This window comes from Vibrio sp. SCSIO 43086, from assembly GCF_051132235.1.
GTDB classification, from domain to species: Bacteria; Pseudomonadota; Gammaproteobacteria; order Enterobacterales; family Vibrionaceae; genus Vibrio; species Vibrio diabolicus.
This window is the reverse complement of sequence record NZ_CP072677.1, coordinates 2,961,075-2,978,890: the sequence shown is the minus strand read 5'-3', so window position 1 is coordinate 2,978,890 and position 17,816 is coordinate 2,961,075. Positions and strand designations below refer to the sequence as shown.

The 17,816-nt window shown below is 44.7% G+C and carries 17 protein-coding genes; all 17 read left to right on the top strand.

Annotated elements, in window-relative coordinates:
* The first annotated feature begins 18 nt into the window (after window positions 1–18).
* A complete protein-coding gene (locus J8Z23_RS14145) occupies window positions 19–864 on the top strand; it encodes an ExeA family protein (RefSeq protein ID WP_301610992.1) in 846 nt (281 codons plus the stop codon).
* Entirely contained in the window at window positions 861–1,958 is a 1,098-nt protein-coding gene (locus J8Z23_RS14140) for a tetratricopeptide repeat protein (protein WP_434634007.1), read from the top strand. Before J8Z23_RS14145 ends, J8Z23_RS14140 begins: the two co-directional genes overlap by 4 nt.
* Entirely contained in the window at window positions 1,955–3,679 is a 1,725-nt protein-coding gene (locus J8Z23_RS14135; RefSeq protein WP_005397401.1) for a GspE/PulE family protein, read from the top strand. The genes J8Z23_RS14140 and J8Z23_RS14135 overlap by 4 nt, the downstream gene beginning before the upstream one ends.
* A gap of 8 nt (window positions 3,680–3,687) precedes the next feature.
* Entirely contained in the window at window positions 3,688–4,911 is a 1,224-nt protein-coding gene (locus J8Z23_RS14130) for a type II secretion system F family protein (protein WP_048626840.1), read from the top strand.
* A 3-nt stretch (window positions 4,912–4,914) separates the two neighbouring features.
* On the top strand, window positions 4,915–5,376 hold the full coding sequence (locus tag J8Z23_RS14125) for an MSHA biogenesis protein MshF (RefSeq protein ID WP_434634002.1): 462 nt from the start codon (window positions 4,915–4,917) through the stop codon (window positions 5,374–5,376).
* A 291-nt stretch (window positions 5,377–5,667) separates the two neighbouring features.
* A complete protein-coding gene (locus J8Z23_RS14120; RefSeq protein ID WP_193448059.1) occupies window positions 5,668–6,159 on the top strand; it encodes a type II secretion system protein in 492 nt (163 codons plus the stop codon).
* Window positions 6,160–6,216: 57 nt separating this feature from the next.
* A complete protein-coding gene (locus J8Z23_RS14115; protein WP_258615637.1) occupies window positions 6,217–6,450 on the top strand; it encodes an MSHA biogenesis protein MshA in 234 nt (77 codons plus the stop codon).
* 115 nt (window positions 6,451–6,565) lie between these two features.
* Complete coding sequence (locus J8Z23_RS14110; RefSeq protein WP_237285293.1) at window positions 6,566–7,054, top strand: type II secretion system protein; 489 nt, start codon at window positions 6,566–6,568, stop codon at window positions 7,052–7,054.
* Window positions 7,051–7,626: a prepilin-type N-terminal cleavage/methylation domain-containing protein gene (locus tag J8Z23_RS14105; protein ID WP_104969841.1), complete on the top strand. Its 576-nt coding sequence runs from the start codon at window positions 7,051–7,053 to the stop codon at window positions 7,624–7,626. Before J8Z23_RS14110 ends, J8Z23_RS14105 begins: the two co-directional genes overlap by 4 nt.
* Window positions 7,626–8,387 (top strand): PilW family protein, encoded by a 762-nt coding sequence (locus tag J8Z23_RS14100; protein ID WP_104969840.1) that lies wholly within the window; start codon window positions 7,626–7,628, stop codon window positions 8,385–8,387. The genes J8Z23_RS14105 and J8Z23_RS14100 overlap by 1 nt, the downstream gene beginning before the upstream one ends.
* Complete coding sequence (locus J8Z23_RS14095; RefSeq protein ID WP_005396273.1) at window positions 8,377–8,811, top strand: hypothetical protein; 435 nt, start codon at window positions 8,377–8,379, stop codon at window positions 8,809–8,811. Before J8Z23_RS14100 ends, J8Z23_RS14095 begins: the two co-directional genes overlap by 11 nt.
* 3 nt (window positions 8,812–8,814) lie before the next feature.
* The gene (locus tag J8Z23_RS14090; protein WP_301659991.1) at window positions 8,815–13,020 is read left to right on the top strand and encodes a DUF6701 domain-containing protein; all 4,206 of its coding nucleotides are present in this window, start codon (window positions 8,815–8,817) and stop codon (window positions 13,018–13,020) included.
* 151 nt (window positions 13,021–13,171) lie between these two features.
* Window positions 13,172–14,215 carry a rod shape-determining protein gene (locus J8Z23_RS14085; RefSeq protein ID WP_005381144.1) on the top strand — a complete coding sequence of 348 codons (1,044 nt, stop codon included), beginning with the start codon at window positions 13,172–13,174 and terminating at the stop codon, window positions 14,213–14,215.
* A 150-nt stretch (window positions 14,216–14,365) separates the two neighbouring features.
* A complete protein-coding gene (gene mreC / locus J8Z23_RS14080; protein ID WP_053809360.1) occupies window positions 14,366–15,265 on the top strand; it encodes a rod shape-determining protein MreC in 900 nt (299 codons plus the stop codon).
* Window positions 15,255–15,743 (top strand): rod shape-determining protein MreD, encoded by a 489-nt coding sequence (gene mreD, locus J8Z23_RS14075; protein WP_012841380.1) that lies wholly within the window; start codon window positions 15,255–15,257, stop codon window positions 15,741–15,743. The genes mreC and mreD overlap by 11 nt, the downstream gene beginning before the upstream one ends.
* A gap of 4 nt (window positions 15,744–15,747) precedes the next feature.
* Window positions 15,748–16,317: a Maf family protein gene (locus J8Z23_RS14070; protein ID WP_104970986.1), complete on the top strand. Its 570-nt coding sequence runs from the start codon at window positions 15,748–15,750 to the stop codon at window positions 16,315–16,317.
* 18 nt (window positions 16,318–16,335) lie between these two features.
* Complete coding sequence (gene rng, locus J8Z23_RS14065) at window positions 16,336–17,805, top strand: ribonuclease G (protein WP_434633983.1); 1,470 nt, start codon at window positions 16,336–16,338, stop codon at window positions 17,803–17,805.
* Window positions 17,806–17,816 lie beyond the last annotated feature (11 nt).

The following is a 17,816-nucleotide window of genomic DNA, read 5'->3' as shown; positions in this document are numbered from 1 at the left end:
TGAGTTTGTGATTCGAGTATGTACTTGTCACATTTTGGATTTCGAGTTCAGCCTTTTTCGTTAACCCCAAACACAGAAATGTTCTTGGGGTTAGTCCCTCACTATGAGGCGATCCAAACCATTTTAGCCGCTGTGCAAATGGGAGAAGGGGTGATTAAGGTGACGGGAGAAGTCGGCACCGGAAAAACCATGGTGTGTCGTAAGTTAATTGAGCAGATTGAATTTGAAGTCGAGCTGATTTACTTACCTAATCCAGTTTTGAATGGAGAGCAGTTGCAGTTTGCTGTCGCCAGAGAGTTAGGCATCGAGAACGATGACCCGCTACGTATTGTTTCTCTCATTCAAGAACACCTGATTCAAGTGCATTCTGCGGGAAAGAAAACCGTCTTGATCGTCGATGAAGCGCAAGCTCTTTCTCCACAAGCTTTAGAAACATTGCGTCTGTTCGGTAACCTAGAAACGGAACAAGATAAACTCATTCAACTGGTGTTATTCGGACAACCTGAGTTGGATGAGCGGTTAGCCAGCCACGAGCTAAGGCAGTTTCGTCAACGTATTACGTTTAGTTGTCAGCTGCGTCCTCTTTCTATCGATGAAGGCGTGGCTTACATCAATAATCGTTTAGACAAGGCAGGCAATGGAGCGCACATTTTTTCTATTGAGCAGAAAAAAGCTATTTGGCGTTCATCCATGGGGATTCCACGTTTGATCAACCAAATTAGCCACAAGTCGTTGCTTGCGGCATTTAATGATCGTTGCACACTATTAAAAAATCATCACGTTTACGCAGCTATGCACGATACGTTTGATGCCCGTAAACCTAAGTTTAAAACACCCGTATTTTGGGGATGGAGTCAACCTTGAGTGCCATCAATAAAGCATTATCAGAACTCGCTGAAAAAACATCACCGTCAGAGCTTACTCGTGCGGACATTCCCAACGTTTCACGCAGTAAACCTTGGCTTTGGCTCGTTGCCGGTTTCTCGTTAAGCCTTGCGGTGGGCGGCTGGGCGGTCTCTCGCGGTCCTATCCCTTCAGGCGAGCTTTCATCTGCTCAAACAGAAACCATGCTATTGTCGTCAGTGAATGCTTCGTCAATCACATCATCAGAGCGTACTCATTCGCCAACGAGTAAAATGACGCCCGAGACAGCCCATGTGGTTTACACGAAGCCAGTGACACAACTGGCTGCGCAACAACAGCTTCATATGCCAGAGACCGATAGGTTCACGCCAAGAGCGGAGGTAAATACGGTCTCTGAAGATGCAGTGCTACTCGCGCAAGTGGCAACGATGCCAAGCGATGAGCAATCTAATCACGTAACCCGCACAACAGCAGAAAACAGTTCAATGCGTATTGAGCAGGTTGAGCTGACGCACCGCCAGTTATCTCTTAAAGCGGTTAGCCGAGCGGAAAAAGCACTGGATGCTAACGATATGCAAACGGCGTTGTCGGCTTATGCTGAGGCGTTACGTTATGAGCCAATGAATGCAGACACGCGTCAAAAATTATCGGCGTTGTACTTTGGCAAAGGCGACACGCGTAAAGCGTATGAGATTATCCAAGAAGGGATCAACCTTGACACGAACAACCAAGTACTTCGTTTGGCCTTGTCTAAGTTGTTAGTGAAAGCTAATCAACCTGAAGCGGCGCTGAGTCCGCTTGTGCATTTGCCTCCAATACCAAGTCGAGATTACTTGGCGATGCGTGCGGCATTGGCACAAAAACACAAGCAGAATGATATTGCGCTTGAGAGTTATCAACTCCTTACTCAACGTGAGCCGGAAAATGCGCGCTGGTGGTTAGGTTTAGCGATTCAACAAGAGCGCGCGCTGACGTTTACCGCCGCGATCAACTCTTACAACCAAGCTCTGGGTAAAGTTGGCATTTCGAATCAATCGCAAGCGTTTATTCGTGACCGTTTGAGCATCTTGAAACAGCTGGAGAATGCACAATGAAAATTCAGTTGAGAAAACGCTTAGGCGATCTTCTGGTTGAAGAAGGCATCGTCTCTGAAGAACAAATCCAGCAAGCACTAAACGCACAACGTAGTACCGGGCAGAAGCTAGGCGATGCGTTAATTGATCTCGGCTTTATTACTGAGAAGCAAATGTTGGACTTCTTGTCCCAACAACTTGGTTTGCCATTGATCGATCTTGGTCGTGCCCCTGTGGATGCGGAAGCGGTACAGATTCTACCTGAGGTACACGCACGTCGCTTACGTGCGATGGTCGTTGCTCGAAATGGGGACACGTTGCGCGTTGCTATGAGTGACCCTGCAGATTTGTTCATCCAAGAGTCACTGATGAATTTGCTAGGTGAATACAACCTTGAGTTCATTGTGGCTTCAGAGCGCCAACTCATTTCAAGCTTTGACCGCTATTATCGCCGCACTAAAGAGATCGCTTCTTTCGCGGAACAGTTGCATGAAGAGCATAAAGACGAGCAAAGCTTCGATTACGGTATTGATGGAACCGACAGTGAGGAAGTTACCGTTGTAAAGCTGGTTAATTCCATGTTTGAAGATGCGGTACAAGTCGGGGCATCGGATATTCATATTGAGCCAGACGATCAGATTTTGCGCTTACGTCAGCGTATTGATGGTGTACTGCATGAAACCATCCTGAATGAAGTGAATATTGCATCGGCTTTGGTTCTTCGATTGAAGTTGATGGCGCACCTAGACATCTCTGAGAAGCGCTTGCCACAAGATGGCCGATTCAATATCAAAGTGCGTGGTCAATCAATCGATATTCGTATGTCGACGCTACCAACGCAATACGGGGAGTCTGTGGTAATGCGTCTGCTTAACCAGTCTGCTGGTTTGCGTCCATTAGAAGAGTCAGGTTTGCCGCCAGATTTGCTTGCTCGTTTACGTCGACAGTTGGCTCGTCCGCACGGCATGATCTTGGTGACGGGGCCGACAGGTTCAGGTAAAACCACCACGCTTTACGGCGCATTAAGTGAGCTCAACGAACCTGGGAAAAAGATCATTACAGCAGAGGACCCGGTTGAATATCGCCTGCCTCGTATCACTCAGGTACAGGTAAACAGTAAGATCGATCTGACTTTCTCGCGTGTGCTTCGAACCTTTTTGCGTCAAGACCCAGACATCATTCTTGTTGGTGAGATGCGTGACCAAGAGACGGTAGAAATTGGTCTGCGAGCTGCACTAACGGGTCACTTAGTATTGAGCACTCTTCACACTAACGACGCGGTTGACAGTGCCTTACGCATGATCGATATGGGCGCACCGGGTTACTTGGTTGCCAGTGCGGTCAGAGCAGTGGTGGCGCAGCGTCTTGTTCGCCGTGTTTGTCCAGATTGCAAAACAGAAGACCATCTAGACGAGTCACGCCAACAGTGGTTAGCTGGGCGTTTTCCAAACCAAGTGGGCACCACTTTTTATAAAGGTGCAGGCTGTCAAAACTGTAACTTGACTGGCTATCGAGGCCGAATTGGTGTGTTTGAAATGCTCGAACTTGAGCAAGAAATGATGGATAAATTGCGCGCCAATGATGCGGTTGGCTTTGCCCAAGCCGCGCGTCGCTCAGAAAACTATAAGCCACTGCTTGCTTCTGCAATGGAACTGGCGCTACAAGGCACCGTCAGTTTGGATGAAGTGATGACCCTAGGTGAGGGTGACGCTTCTGGTAAGACTGATCCCATTTTCATATAGGTAAGTGAATGCCAACTTTTCGTTATCAAGGTCGTACTTTAGACGGCTCATCCACTAACGGCAAAATCGAGGCAGTGAACTCAGAAGCTGCAGCGGAAGCGTTGATGAATAAAGGGATCATCCCGCTCAATGTGCGGTTAGAGAAAGAGTCGGCAAAAAGCCAAATGAGCTTGTCTAAGCTATTTGTGCCAGCCATTCCATTGGAAGTGATCATTCTTTTCTCTCGCCAGTTGTTTAGCTTAACTAAAGCGGGAGTACCGTTGCTGCGTTCTATGCGTGGCCTGCTGCAAAATTGTGAAAACAAACAGCTCAAAGAGGCACTGGAAGATGTCGTTTCTGAACTGAGTAATGGCCGAGGTTTGTCTTCTGCGATGCAGCAACACAGCAAAGTATTCAGCCCACTGTTCGTTTCTATGATCAACGTAGGTGAGAATACGGGTCGACTCGATCAAGCGCTATTGCAACTGGCGAATTACTACGAGCAGGAACTCGAGACTCGTAAACGCATCAAAGCGGCGATGCGTTATCCGACGTTTGTCATTATCTTTATTACCATCGCCATGTTTATATTGAACATCTTGGTGATCCCTGAGTTTGCTTCCATGTTCACGCGCTTTGGTGTAGAGCTGCCATTGCCGACGCGTATTTTGATCGCTACTTCTAATTTCTTTGTTAATTATTGGGTATTGCTGATTGTGGCAATGATTGGTGCGTTTGCGGTTTTCAGAGCTTGGGTGGCGACAGCAGATGGGCGGGAGAAGTTTGATAAATTTCGCCTCCGGCTTCCAATTGTGGGCGATATCGTTAATCGCGCGCAGCTTTCCCGTTTTGCTAGAACCTTCTCGTTGATGCTGAAATCAGGCGTTCCACTTAACCAGTCTTTAGCTTTAGCCGGGGAAGCCCTGGGGAACCGCTTTTTAGAAAATCGAATTCTTGAGATGAAATCCGCGATTGAAGCGGGTAGCACCATCTCAGTGACTGCTATCAACAGTAAAATCTTTACCCCTTTGGTGATTCAGATGATTGCAGTAGGGGAAGAAACCGGTCGTATTGATGAGCTGCTGCTGGAAGTGTCGGATTTTTACGATAGAGAAGTTGATTACGATCTAAAAACACTAACCGCAAGAATAGAACCGCTACTTTTGGTGATTGTCGCCGGCATGGTCATGGTGCTAGCACTGGGTATCTTCCTGCCAATGTGGGGAATGCTAGACATCATCAAAGGCGGCTAATAGGTGGTTGAAAATCAAAGTCGAGCGACGCTAATCGTTTTTGGGGTAATTGCTACCATCATTGCTGTTGGCTTGGCGGTCAAATTACGTCCTGTTACCGAGCAGGCGCAAGTGACCGGAGCGAAGTTGGCGAGAGTTTGGATGCAAGATAGTGTTCAGCGTTATCGTCAAGCTTGGCTCGTAAAAGGCGAGCCAGAACATATGCTGATGGATGGTTTTAATCTCACGATGACTGAGGGCGGGCTAGTATCTCCCTTTACTCAACAAGGTGTTTTAGATTGTGGTTATTGGCTAGCAGTGCATTATCCACAACGTAAAATAATGACCAATAAGTTAATAGATATCAGTGGAGCCATCAAAACTGATCATTATGTCTGCCACTATACTTATGAAAATGGTCAGTCGATTGTAGTTATTTCAAAAGCTAATCAACTGAAAATAGACGTCGAAATGTCGGCGGAGTGAATTTTTTGACACCTAATCACTATAATTGGTAATGAAAGTTGATATAATGCAATCATTACCATAAGTAAGACGTTGTAATAGAGGGTAAACAATAATGTGTTTTTCTCATTGCAGCATGAACTGAATAATGGCGAATCGTCATTCTGCTCAAGCGGTAGATACAGTATCCACTTCACGGTCAGTTTTAGTGAACGTTGCTGCCCCAAACCGTTTTGACATTATCCAAAATGGTCGCGTGACCTAAACGAAACTTTGCAGTTGTACTGCATGCTTACATAGAGAGAGTAAACAATGAAAAGACAAGGTGGTTTCACCCTTATCGAATTGGTAGTGGTAATTGTAATCCTAGGTATTCTAGCGGTAACTGCAGCACCACGTTTCCTTAACCTGCAAGATGATGCGCGTAAAGCTGCAAACCAAGGCCTTAAAGGTGCCATTGATGGTGCAGCAGGCATTACTTATGGTAAAGCTGCTGTAGAAGGTAAAGAATCTTTGACTGCTGAAGGTACGAAAGTAGAGGATATTACGATCTACCTAGGTTACCCAACGGCTGACGAAAATGGTTTGGGTAAGGCAGTACAAGGATTAGACGAAGATTGGGTTCTTATTTCAGAAACAGAGCGTACAGACGCAAAAGATAAGAAAAATGGTACTGCAGGTACAATTACTTATGCATCTGAGGATAAAGCTGCTGAGTGTGTTAAGTACTCTGAATCATACTATGATGCAGATGGTGCGCTAATTCCTGCTAAAACAGAGATATCAACTTCTTGTACTAAATAATAGTGGTTTGTTTGATTTTAAAGGGGTCATAATGGCCCCTTTCTAAGGCGTGCTTAAGTGAGAATAGTAAAGGGCTTATCCCGTATTGAACTTGTAGTAATACTTAGTTTTATCGCCATAGTTGGGTATATCGTATTACCTCGATACGTAAACTTTGAACCAGAAATTTATGAAGCAAAGTGGGAGCAAACCAAGCAAACCGCAGAGCATGTTTCTGAAACGTTAAGCAATAAAGAAACCTACGATCGAATTGAAGAAGAGATTGGTCGTTCAAAAGGGCAAAATAACTAGATATTGGTTATTTGTTCGTCTGTTCACACTTCGAATCGAAAAATTATAAACCTATCATTAATCTCATAATTTCATCGTATACTTATCTTGCTTGTTCTAAGCCTAAGGTTGGGTTATGAAAATTCGCAGCTCTGCATTAGGGTTCACGTTAATGGAGTTAATCCTCGTGATTGTGCTCCTCTCTATCCTTTCACTTTTTGCAGCCAGCCGTTTTGTGGGCTCAGGCAGCTTTTCTGCATATGCATTACAAGAACGCGTGATTTCTGTGATTCGCCAAGTACAAGTGAATCGTATGCAGTCGAATGTTGCAAGTCCTGACAACAATTTTCGTTTACAAGTTTCTAGCTCATGTGTTGGCTCGGTTGCTGCCTGTGCATTAACAGGCAGTGCACAAGATGCTCGTAGTGACGTAGTTATTGATAAATCCGCAAAGTTTTCACTGACCAATGCCGTAACTAATCCAATCGAGTTTAATTTGTTGGGTAATCCTATAAATTCTGCGAGTGGTGGAGTTTCAATCCTGATTGAAGATAAACATGGTCGAAGCCGCTGCCAAGTTGAAATTAATACTCAAGGTTATGTTTCAAAAGGTACATGCTCATGAAGAAATCTAGTGGCATGACTTTAATAGAAATGATTATCGCAATTGTTTTAATGGGTATTGCGATGGTGGCGTTTACTTCTTTTCTTGTCCCTCAAGTTCGAGATTCCGCCATTCCTCATTATCAAACCCGCGCCTCTGCTTTAGCACAAAGCTTTATGTCACAAATCCTTGCGCGTGGTTTTGACGACAACAGTAACTTTGATGGAGGGCTGGTTCGTTGTGGAGAAGGTGATGCTGGCACCTCACAGGCAACCTGCACGTTAAGTGAGGACTTGGGAGCAGAAGAGAGCACTATTTCAAGCTTTAATGATGTCGATGACTATATTGGCTGCTGGTATACGCAAGGTACACAGGCTAGTTGCAATTCTACGCTACAGTACAAGCTGAGTAATGTTCTTGGAGCGTCGATTGAAAGTGACTACAAAAACTTTCGTGTAGAAGTCGATGTGAACTATGTTGAGGAAAATGGCTTAGCTTCAACTGACATTTCCGATTATAAACTAGTCACTATGACCATTTATGCGGGACAAGCGCAATCATTTAAACTTTCTGCTATCAAAGGGAACTACTAATGAAAGTACGTGGTTTTACCTTGATAGAGATGATCGTCACCATCGTCATAGGCAGCATTATTATGCTCGGCATCGCAGCTTATTTACGTCTTGGTGTCCAAGGGTACTCTGACAGTATTGCGCGGCAAAGGCTGCAAACTCAAGCGCAGTTTGTGATAGAAAAAATGTCCAGAGAGATTCGTCATGCGGTGCCGAATAGTTTTGAGGTTACACAGGGAGGCCGTTGTCTTTCTTTTTTTCCTACCTCACTAGCTGGATTTTATAGTAGACAAGGCGTAGACAATATTGAATTTCTCGTTGGGAATGTAAAAGCAGATCGCACCGTTTACGATAAAGTTCCTGATGATTTAAGAATGATTATAAATCCCTCCTACTTTGATGATTTTTATAACTCTACGAGTGATATGGATGTTGGGGGAGAAGAAAAATCCAGTGTAACTGGTGTCTTTACAATTAGTGGCGCGAGCTCATTCAGTAGCGATTCTGTTGGCTCTCGCTTTTATTTGTTCAACCCCAACTTTGGTGTTCGTTACTGTTGGAATGAACAAAAGAACGTCATTGAACGGGGCAATATATCAGTTACCCATCATGAAGATATGATTAATGTGGAAACCATTTCTGCCAACGTTAGCTCTACAGCCTTTGAGTTTCAGCTTCGTACACTTCAATCAGGTGGTATTGTCCATATGGATTTAGTATTAGAGCAGAACGGAGAAGAAAGTGCTTACCAACATGACGTGCAGGTGCTCAATGTTCCGTAAACAAAATCAGCAAGGTAATGTTCTCATCGTGGTGCTTTTTGTCATTATCGTGATGGGTTATTTAGCCGTCTCTCTTATGAGAATCAGTTGGTCAAATCAAAGTGGACTAACCCGGGAGTTTTTAGGCACAAAAGCCTGGTTTGTCGCTCAATCTGCCAACGAATGGGCACTGACACAGTTGTACCCGCTTAACGATGATGACCCTGATATCGCAGATATTTGTTTGAATGAGGTCAGCGGTGCAACCCCTAATGTTACACAGAATACGGCATGTAGGATTAATAAGATGAGTTGTTTGAAGTTGGGGGTTCTGAATGAGGGAACCTCAGAGGCACAGTCTTTATTTAGAGTGCAAGCAACAGCCATTTGTGGTTCTGGGCTGTCTCAAGTACAGCGTCAGCAAGAAGTTTGGGTTAGGGAGTAGAATATGAAAAGAATAATAATTACTGCTTTATTCATCAGTTTGTTTTCTTCTGAAAGTTTTTCTGCTGTTCCAAATGATATGACTCCATATTGGTCGATTAGTCAGGGGAAAATGAAAGCCAGAGGGAGCTTCTGTGGTGGGTATTATTATGATTTCGGCAACTATATTTGTCCCAATGGTCTTACAATGAATGTAGGCCAGTCAGTCAACGCTTACCGTGATATCAACATTCATGTTTATGATGGTGTTGAACTTAAAGGAAAAAATACTTTAGGAAGCAGTGAGCACTCGATCAATATCCTATCCAAGAACAGCGATTTCAAAGGTCAAAATGACATTGAAATTTTTGGGCGTGTGGAGTCTTTCGGTGCAGTTGAACTCAAGAACGATATTAAGGTTCACGGTTTAATCTACGTATCCCACGGAAAGGTGCACCTTGAAGATGCCGAAGTACAAGGCAATATTACCAGTTACTCTGATGGTATTGAGATAAAAGGTAACAGGAATGTCATTAATGGCAGTGTTGAGGGGGCTAAAGACGTAACTCTCTCGAAAGTAACAGTGAATGGTAATGTTACGAGTACGGGTGGACAAATTAAAACGGAGAGCAATGGTAACAGGATTCATGGTGATGTTATAGCGCATGGTGATATCACGTTGAAGAAGACAGTTGTCGAGGGGAAAGTTACAAGTCAAGGCGGTGAAGTAAAGACAGAATCAAATAAAAATGAAATACAAGGTGATATTTGGGCGCGAAGCAAAGTTACGTTAAAGCAAACGAAAGTTACTGGAGATGTAACTAGTGAAGGTAATGAGGTGATCCTCGAGAGCCATAACCAAATACACGGAAATATTTTAGCCCATCATAAAGTAGATATTAAAAACTCTTTAGTCTGTGGTCAGGTTATATCACAAGGCAGTGAAGTATCGCTTAATAGTTCTAAAATTCATCAAGGGCAGGGGATTTATGCGCTTGATAATGCAATTTATTCTTACGGAAAAGCCACAGTTAAAGGTTCAACGGTTTGTGGTTCTGTCAACTCGCAATCTGACGATTACGACGTCAACGACAATGCCAATGCCATTTATTGTGGTGTTGATGATCCTGATTGCCAGCCACCTCAAACAGGTGCATGTCCTATAGAAACTGTTACTTCTCTTTGTCCTGAATTAGTGCCTGAAATTCCACCAACGCAGCAATGTACACCATTACCAGAAGAAAATTTCAATTCAGGCTCACTATCAAACTGGTCGGTGATGGGCTTTGGTACCAGTGACGAGCCCCATATTTCTGGTGGACGTTTCATCTTAAACTCAAATAAACCAGAGCAGGCAACAGCCTCTGCGTATAACTATATTTTTCCTTCAGATCAGAACTATTTAGAGATTGAGTTTGATCACGATGCATATGGTGGGAATGGTGCTGACGGTGTTGCGCTGGTGATTTCTGATGCGAGTGTCCCTCCTCAAACCGGGGCATTTGGTGGTCCGCTTGGTTACGGGATGAAGCTTCTAAAGAATCACTACCCTGAAGTCACCAAAGATGTAGAAGGCTTTGCTGGTGGTTGGCTAGGTATTGGTATTGATGAGTTTGGTAACTACATTCGTGAAGGGAGCGAGAAAATCGTTTCAAATAGTGTTGCTGATAATGTTGGGGTGCGTGGACAGGGCGTCAAAGATGCGAATGGTAAGTGGTTGAAAGGTTATCCGTATATCACTGGCAAAAAATACAGCAGCTCATTGGATAATCGAAAAGGTAAAGAGAAACTGCATCGTTATAAAGTAGTTTTAAATTCGCGTAACGCCGATGCCGATACGATAACGCTGGCTGTATTTCGAAAAGTCGGAAAAAATGGCGGATGGGATCCTGTTATCGAAGAGTTTAACGTTTTGGAAAAAGGTGGTTTTAACTATATTCCAGAGAACTTTCGTCTATCAGTGACGGCTTCAACGGGTTGGGACACGAACACGCATGCGGTTGATAACTTCCAAGTCTGTGCGGACAAATATCAAAAAATCACTAACGGTATTCATCACTTTGAATTCGAATATGCAAAGACTGGCAGTATTTGTCAGGCTTCTGATGTGATATTAAGAGCTTGTATGAATGAATCGTGTTCTGAGACTTACCCATCTTCGATAACGGGTGGCACGTCAGGTTCAAGTATTGATCCGGTAACGGTATCACTACTTCCTGTATCGTCTTCTACGGTCTCTTGGGAAGATGGCGACAGTGTAACCTTCTCTGATTCCGTTGCGTTGAAATTACGTGCTCATCAATCGGGCTCCGCCAAGTTGGGTATCGCTAAAATCGAGAACGATTCGATAATACAACTTGGGTTTACTGGCTCGCGATGCCTTATTTCGGGGGAGTTAACGGAAGACAACTGCAAGATTACGTTTAACTCAGCTGCATTGGGTGTCAACACGCCAGATAAAATCGCGGGTAGACCTTTCTTGGACAGAGAGAGTCAACTGAATTCTGATTATAGTACGCTTCCATATTTAGATTTTTGTGGGGCGACGAGCACAAAACAAGCCGGTGATACCGGGGAGACTCGTAACATTACGTTGTCGATGGAACACGTTGATCCCATAAACCCTGTCGTGGATGTTCCGGTTTATGTGGCATTCAAACAGCAATCTGGTGCTTTTAGTAATGAAGTTTCTATCAACCCAGGTTTTAATGTGGATGTAAATAACGTTTACTTTGATAACGATGGTAAAGCTTCCTTTAATCTACGTTACCCAGAGGCAGGTAAAGTTAGGCTTCGTGCACAGCTTCAGGGCGACGATGACTCCAAGGGTGAAAACAACTTTGTTAGCTTCCCGGCTTACCTGAAAGTAATTGCAACTAGTACTACTCAAGATGGCACTTGTAACAACAGTGGTATAGGTTGTTACAATGGATTTGTTGCTGCGGGTGAAGAGTTTGATATGACCATTACCGCTTATCAAGATGATGACTCTGTAGCGAAAAACTACCAAGAAGAGACTATTGTAATCAGCAACAGCGTTAAGTATCCGTCCAATGGGGCGCTAGCCAAACTTCTGAATGAAAAACTACCAGAATCAAGTCAATGGTCTAGTGGCAGTGTGACGTTTGCTCAATCTGTTTCAGAAGTTGGTGCTTTTGAGTTCATAGCTAAAGCGCCAGTAGCTAAAGATGAAAATGGCGATGAATTGGATAAATCACTCTATCTTGGTAGTAACGCGTTCAAAATCAAAGATGGCAAGCTGACGGTCGGTCGCTTCTATCCAGATCACTTTAAAGTCACGGGGACGGAGTGGACCTATCCTGATTATCAGAATGACTCTGTATATATGGGGCAGAATTTTGAATCGGTTAAGTTTGAAGTTACGGCATACAACGCTGAAGGTTATGCAACTCAAAACTATGGTGATTTTGCCGAGTCTTTGAAAGCAGATTTGTATTTAGCTGGTGGTTACTCAGATAGACTTAGCATTTTGGATTCCGATTTGACGAGTGATAACTGGTCGGGAGCTGTGTGGAGCAAAACTTGGGATAACTCAGTTTATTGGCGTAAAGATTTATCTTTGCTGAGTCCCGATGGTCCATTTAATTCAAAACTACCGGCAGACAAAGATAGTTCCACCAAAACGTCTATTGCGCTTTCACTTAATAATGATGGCTCGAAAGTATCTGGATATGTTGACCCTACGCGGTTCTTAAAAGAAGGACCAAATAACACTAAAGAGAGAATGGTTTCGCAACAGCTACTATCGCAACCTGATGTCAGGTTTGGTCGCATAGCTCTGGATGATGTGGGAGTGAATCAGGGTAAATCTGTTAATATCCCCCTTAGAGTGGAGTATTGGAGAGATAACCGATTCGTTTTAAACAGTAAGGATAACGGGACAACAGTGTCCCCAACTCTAAAAAGCCAGGAGCCAGTTTGGCCTGATGATGGCTCCGACTGCGACATTTTACTTGAAGGCGTCAGAACGACGGTTAACGATGGTGCCATGCGTGAACTTATTGCTAAGCAAGAGCGCGCAGACTGTGGACGTCAACAAGCTGAAGTTTGGCTTAATCTCGACCCTAGTGGTAACAACCTCCCTTGGCTCAAATATGATTGGGACAATGATGGCTCCGAAGAAAACCCATCATCCGTAGTAACCTTTGGTATTCATCGTGGTAATGACCGTGTGATTTACCGTGGTGAGCCAGGGTTAACCGGACAGTAACAACTTAGGTTTTTGCCCTTAAGTTAGGAAACTGCAAGAAATTGAGGCTTTCTGCTCATGTTTGTGTACCAATACCTTGCTGTGACAGCGAGGCATTGGTACATTTAGAGCAATTTTTGTCTTCTATATTTTTGCAGGATGAGCGAAGAGTATGTTTAAGAAACTTCGTGGCATGTTTTCTAACGATCTATCTATCGATTTAGGTACAGCCAACACTCTAATTTACGTAAAAGGGCAAGGTATTGTCCTTGATGAACCTTCTGTAGTTGCTATTCGTCAAGATCGTGTAGGTTCTGCAAAAAGCGTTGCTGCAGTCGGTCACGCAGCAAAACAGATGCTTGGTCGTACACCTGGCAACATTTCCGCTATCCGCCCAATGAAAGACGGCGTAATCGCTGATTTCTACGTAACCGAAAAAATGCTTCAGCACTTTATCAAACAAGTGCACGATAACAGCATCCTAAAGCCAAGCCCACGTGTTCTTGTTTGTGTTCCTTGTGGCTCTACCCAAGTTGAGCGCCGCGCAATTCGTGAATCAGCACTCGGTGCTGGCGCGCGTGAAGTTTACCTAATCGACGAGCCAATGGCGGCAGCAATTGGTGCAGGCCTGCGCGTATCTGAGCCGACAGGTTCAATGGTGGTCGATATCGGTGGTGGTACAACTGAAGTTGCGGTTATCTCTCTAAACGGTGTGGTTTACTCATCGTCTGTACGTATCGGTGGTGACCGCTTTGATGAAGCCGTGATCAACTACGTACGTCGTAACTACGGCAGCTTAATTGGTGAAGCAACGGCTGAAAAGATCAAACACGAAATCGGTTCTGCTTACCCTGGCGATGAAGTTCAAGAGATTGAAGTTCGCGGTCGTAACCTTGCAGAGGGTGTGCCACGCAGCTTTAGCCTGAACTCAAACGAGATCCTAGAAGCGCTTCAAGAGCCGCTATCTGGCATCGTCTCAGCAGTCATGGTTGCACTTGAGCAGTGTCCACCAGAGCTTGCTTCAGACATTTCTGAAAACGGCATGGTTCTGACTGGTGGTGGCGCGCTACTGAAAGATCTCGATCGTCTATTAATGGAAGAAACCGGTATCCCTGTGGTTATCGCGGAAGATCCACTAACGTGTGTTGCGCGTGGTGGCGGTAAAGCACTAGAAATGATCGACATGCACGGTGGCGATCTGTTCTCTGAAGAATAAAGGTTTAGGTGAAGCTCATGTCGGGCTTCACCTTCATTTCTGCTCTCTCTGTAATTCAAACATGCTCCATACCTAAAAGTATTTATTTAAGTATTTTTAGGTTGCCAAGTAAGGCTCAATAATCATGGAAGCAATCAGGTCAAAAACAAGATGAAACCGATTTTTGGCAGAGGTCCGTCTCTGCAATTACGTCTGTTTTTTGCTGTCATCGTGTCGGCGAGCTTAATGCTGGCTGATAGTCGTCTAGATACGTTTTCCAACGTCCGATACTTATTGAACAGTATGGTTGCACCGATTCAATACGCAGCCAATTTGCCTCGCAGCATGTTCGATGGCGTATTTGAACGTTTTAATACTCGTCAGGCATTAGTTGAAGGCAATCGCAACTTAAAGCGAGAAGTGCTACGCCTGAAAAGCGAGCTGATCTTGCTCGATCAATATAAAGAAGAAAACCAACGTCTACGCAAATTGTTAGGCTCTTCATTTGTCAGGGATGAAAAGAAAGTCGTAACTGAAGTGATGGCGGTTGATACTTCACCTTATCGTCATCAAGTGGTGATTGATAAAGGACAAATAGACGGTGTGTACGTCGGACAGCCAGTGATCAACGAAAAAGGCATTGTTGGTCAAGTCACGTTTGTCGCAGCGCACAACGCACGTGTTCTGTTGCTAACGGATGCGAAAAATGCGATTCCTGTCCAGGTGATCCGTAACGATATTCGAGTGATCGCGTCGGGCAATGGTGAAATGGATGAAATCCAACTGGAGCACATTCCAACCAGTACTGATATTCAGGTTGGCGATCTATTGGTGACATCCGGCCTAGGTGGGATTTACCCAGAAGGGTACCCAGTCGCGACGGTTACCAATGTGGATCACGATACGCGCCAAGAATTTGCGGCAATCAAGGCTGAGCCAGTTGTAGAGTTTGATCGTTTACGTTACCTCTTGCTGATTTGGCCGAATGAAGATCGTCAACACAAAGTGCTGCGATCCAATGTGGAAGAAGGGTTAGAGCAAGAAGAACAAGAGGTAACTGATGGCCAATAATGTAGTGAGTAGCCGAATGGTGATTGGTGTCAGTTTCTTCGTTGCGCTGGTGTTGCAAACCATTCCGTGGCCAGGTGTGTTAGATGTTTTACGTCCATCATGGTTGTTCCTTGTAACGTGTTATTGGGTGTTGGCACTGCCGCACCGAGTGAACGTTGGAACCGCGCTAGTACTGGGCTTATTATGGGATATCTTGATCGGTTCAACGCTTGGAATTCGCGGCATGATGATGTCGATTGTCATCTATCTGGTGGCGTTGAATTTCCTGTTGATTCGTAACATGGCATTGTGGCAACAGTCGATTTTAATTGCCTTTTTTACTGCGTTATTGGAAGTTTTGATATTCTGTGGGGAATATTTGAACCAGGACGTAGTATTTAATCCATTATCTCTGTGGACGGCAGCAATAAACTGTATACTTTGGCCATGGATGTTTTTATTAATGCGACGAGTTCGTCGTGCATGGCACGTAAGGTAAAGCGGTGAAGAAAAGCTTATCTCTCGTTCTTGCTTCGGGTTCTCCGAGAAGAAAAGAGCTGCTTGCTCAACTAGGTTATGACTTTGAGATCGTATTGCCTGATATTGAGGAAGCCAAACAGGCTCATGAGCAAGCACGAGATTACGTGCTGCGTCTTTCTTTGGAAAAAGCTCAGGCAGGCTTAGCATTAGCTAAGCCTGATTCCGTTGTATTGGGCTCTGACACGGTCGTAGTATGCGATGACCGTGTGCTAGAAAAACCAAAAAGTTTTGAAGATTCAAAGCGTATGCTTACTGACTTATCCGGTCGTCGTCATCAAGTGATGACTGCGGTGAGCGTCGTATCATCGGAACAACAACATTCAGTGGTCGTCACCACTGACGTGTGGTTCAAACAACTGACTCACGAAGAAATCGAACAATATTGGCAGTCAGGAGAGCCATGCGATAAAGCTGGAAGTTATGGTATTCAGGGACTCGGAGGGCGATTTGTCACCCGAATCGAAGGCAGTTATCACGCTGTAGTAGGCTTACCTTTGTTCGAAACCGATCAGCTAATTCAAGAATTTTTATAATTGTTTTGAGGTGTGCACATGAGTGCAGAATTGCTGCTTAACGTGACCCCGAGTGAAACTCGTGTGGCCATGATTGAAGGTGGAGTACTACAAGAAATACATATCGAGCGCGAATCGCGTCGCGGCATTGTGGGCAATATATACAAAGGCAAAGTCAGCCGAGTACTGCCAGGTATGCAAGCGGCTTTCGTCGATATCGGTTTAGATAAAGCGGCGTTTTTACATGCGTCAGATATTGTCCCGCATACCGAATGTGTGGCAGAGAACGAAAAACAGCAGTTTCAAGTCCGTGATATCTCTGAGCTGGTACGTCAGGGACAAGACATTGTTGTACAAGTGGTCAAAGATCCGCTCGGCACGAAAGGCGCGCGTTTAACGACGGATATCACATTGCCTTCACGTTATCTTGTCTTTATGCCGGGTGCCAGCCATGTTGGTGTCTCGCAGCGTATTGAGAGTGAGAAAGAGCGCGAGCGTCTGAAAAAAGTGGTGAACCATTACTGTGATGAGCACGGTGGTTTTATCATTCGTACCGCAGCGGAAAGCGCAGATGAAAAAGAGCTTTCTCAAGACGCGGCATTTCTTAAGCGCTTGTGGCTAAAAGTCATGGAGCGTCGTTCAAAATACAAAACGCGTTCAACGCTTTACGGTGAACTTGGTTTAGCCCAGCGCATTCTGCGTGATTTTGTCGGCACAGAGCTCGATAAAATCATGGTCGACTCCCGCCTCGAATATGAAAACCTGAAAGAATTCACTTCTGAGTATGTACCTGAGTTAACAGACAAGCTTGAGCTTTACGAAGGTGACAAGCCAATCTTTGACATGTACGACACCGAGAATGAAATTCAGCGTTCTTTAGAGCGCAAGGTTGAGCTAAAGTCGGGTGGCTACTTGATCATCGATCAAACTGAAGCCATGACAACTATCGACATCAACACTGGTGCATTTGTTGGTCGTCGTAATCTTGAAGAGACCATCTTTAATACCAACATTGAGGCAACGCAAGCTATTGCTCGTCAGCTGCGTTTGCGCAATCTTGGCGGCATCATCATTATCGACTTTATCGATATGGCGTCTGAAGAGCACCGTCAGCGAGTGCTTACCTCATTGGAAACCGCACTGGCTAAAGACCGAGTAAAAACCAACATCAACGGCTTTACTCAGCTCGGCTTAGTCGAGATGACGCGTAAGCGCACACGAGAAAGTATTGAACATATCTTGTGTTCTGGCTGTCCTACTTGTGAAGGCCGTGGTAGCGTGAAAACGGTTGAAACCGTGTGCTTTGAGATATTACGCGAGATTACTCGTGTAAACCGTGCTTACGACGCCGATAATTTTGTTGTGTACGCATCGCCGTTTGTTGCTGAAGCGCTGTTGGGTGATGAGTCTCATGCATTGGCTGAGCTCGAAGTATTTATTGGCAAGCAAGTGCGAGTTCAGGCTGAGCCCCTGTACATTCAGGAACAGTTTGACGTCGTAATGATGTAATTTGGAACATT

Bases quoted from the DNA above. Each gene is read 5' to 3' on its own strand.
- J8Z23_RS14095 (WP_005396273.1), top strand. From the start codon at position 8,377: ATGTTCCGTAAACAAAATCAGCAAGGTAATGTTCTCATCGTGGTGCTT.
- J8Z23_RS14100 (WP_104969840.1), top strand. From the start codon at position 7,626: ATGAAAGTACGTGGTTTTACCTTGATAGAGATGATCGTCACCATCGTC.
- J8Z23_RS14110 (WP_237285293.1), top strand. From the start codon at position 6,566: ATGAAAATTCGCAGCTCTGCATTAGGGTTCACGTTAATGGAGTTAATC.
- J8Z23_RS14120 (WP_193448059.1), top strand. From the start codon at position 5,668: ATGAAAAGACAAGGTGGTTTCACCCTTATCGAATTGGTAGTGGTAATT.
- J8Z23_RS14130 (WP_048626840.1), top strand. From the start codon at position 3,688: ATGCCAACTTTTCGTTATCAAGGTCGTACTTTAGACGGCTCATCCACT.
- J8Z23_RS14090 (WP_301659991.1), top strand. From the start codon at position 8,815: ATGAAAAGAATAATAATTACTGCTTTATTCATCAGTTTGTTTTCTTCT.
- mreC (WP_053809360.1), top strand. From the start codon at position 14,366: ATGAAACCGATTTTTGGCAGAGGTCCGTCTCTGCAATTACGTCTGTTT.
- J8Z23_RS14135 (WP_005397401.1), top strand. From the start codon at position 1,955: ATGAAAATTCAGTTGAGAAAACGCTTAGGCGATCTTCTGGTTGAAGAA.
- mreD (WP_012841380.1), top strand. From the start codon at position 15,255: ATGGCCAATAATGTAGTGAGTAGCCGAATGGTGATTGGTGTCAGTTTC.
- J8Z23_RS14085 (WP_005381144.1), top strand. From the start codon at position 13,172: ATGTTTAAGAAACTTCGTGGCATGTTTTCTAACGATCTATCTATCGAT.
- rng (WP_434633983.1), top strand. From the start codon at position 16,336: ATGAGTGCAGAATTGCTGCTTAACGTGACCCCGAGTGAAACTCGTGTG.
- J8Z23_RS14105 (WP_104969841.1), top strand. From the start codon at position 7,051: ATGAAGAAATCTAGTGGCATGACTTTAATAGAAATGATTATCGCAATT.
- J8Z23_RS14145 (WP_301610992.1), top strand. From the start codon at position 19: ATGTACTTGTCACATTTTGGATTTCGAGTTCAGCCTTTTTCGTTAACC.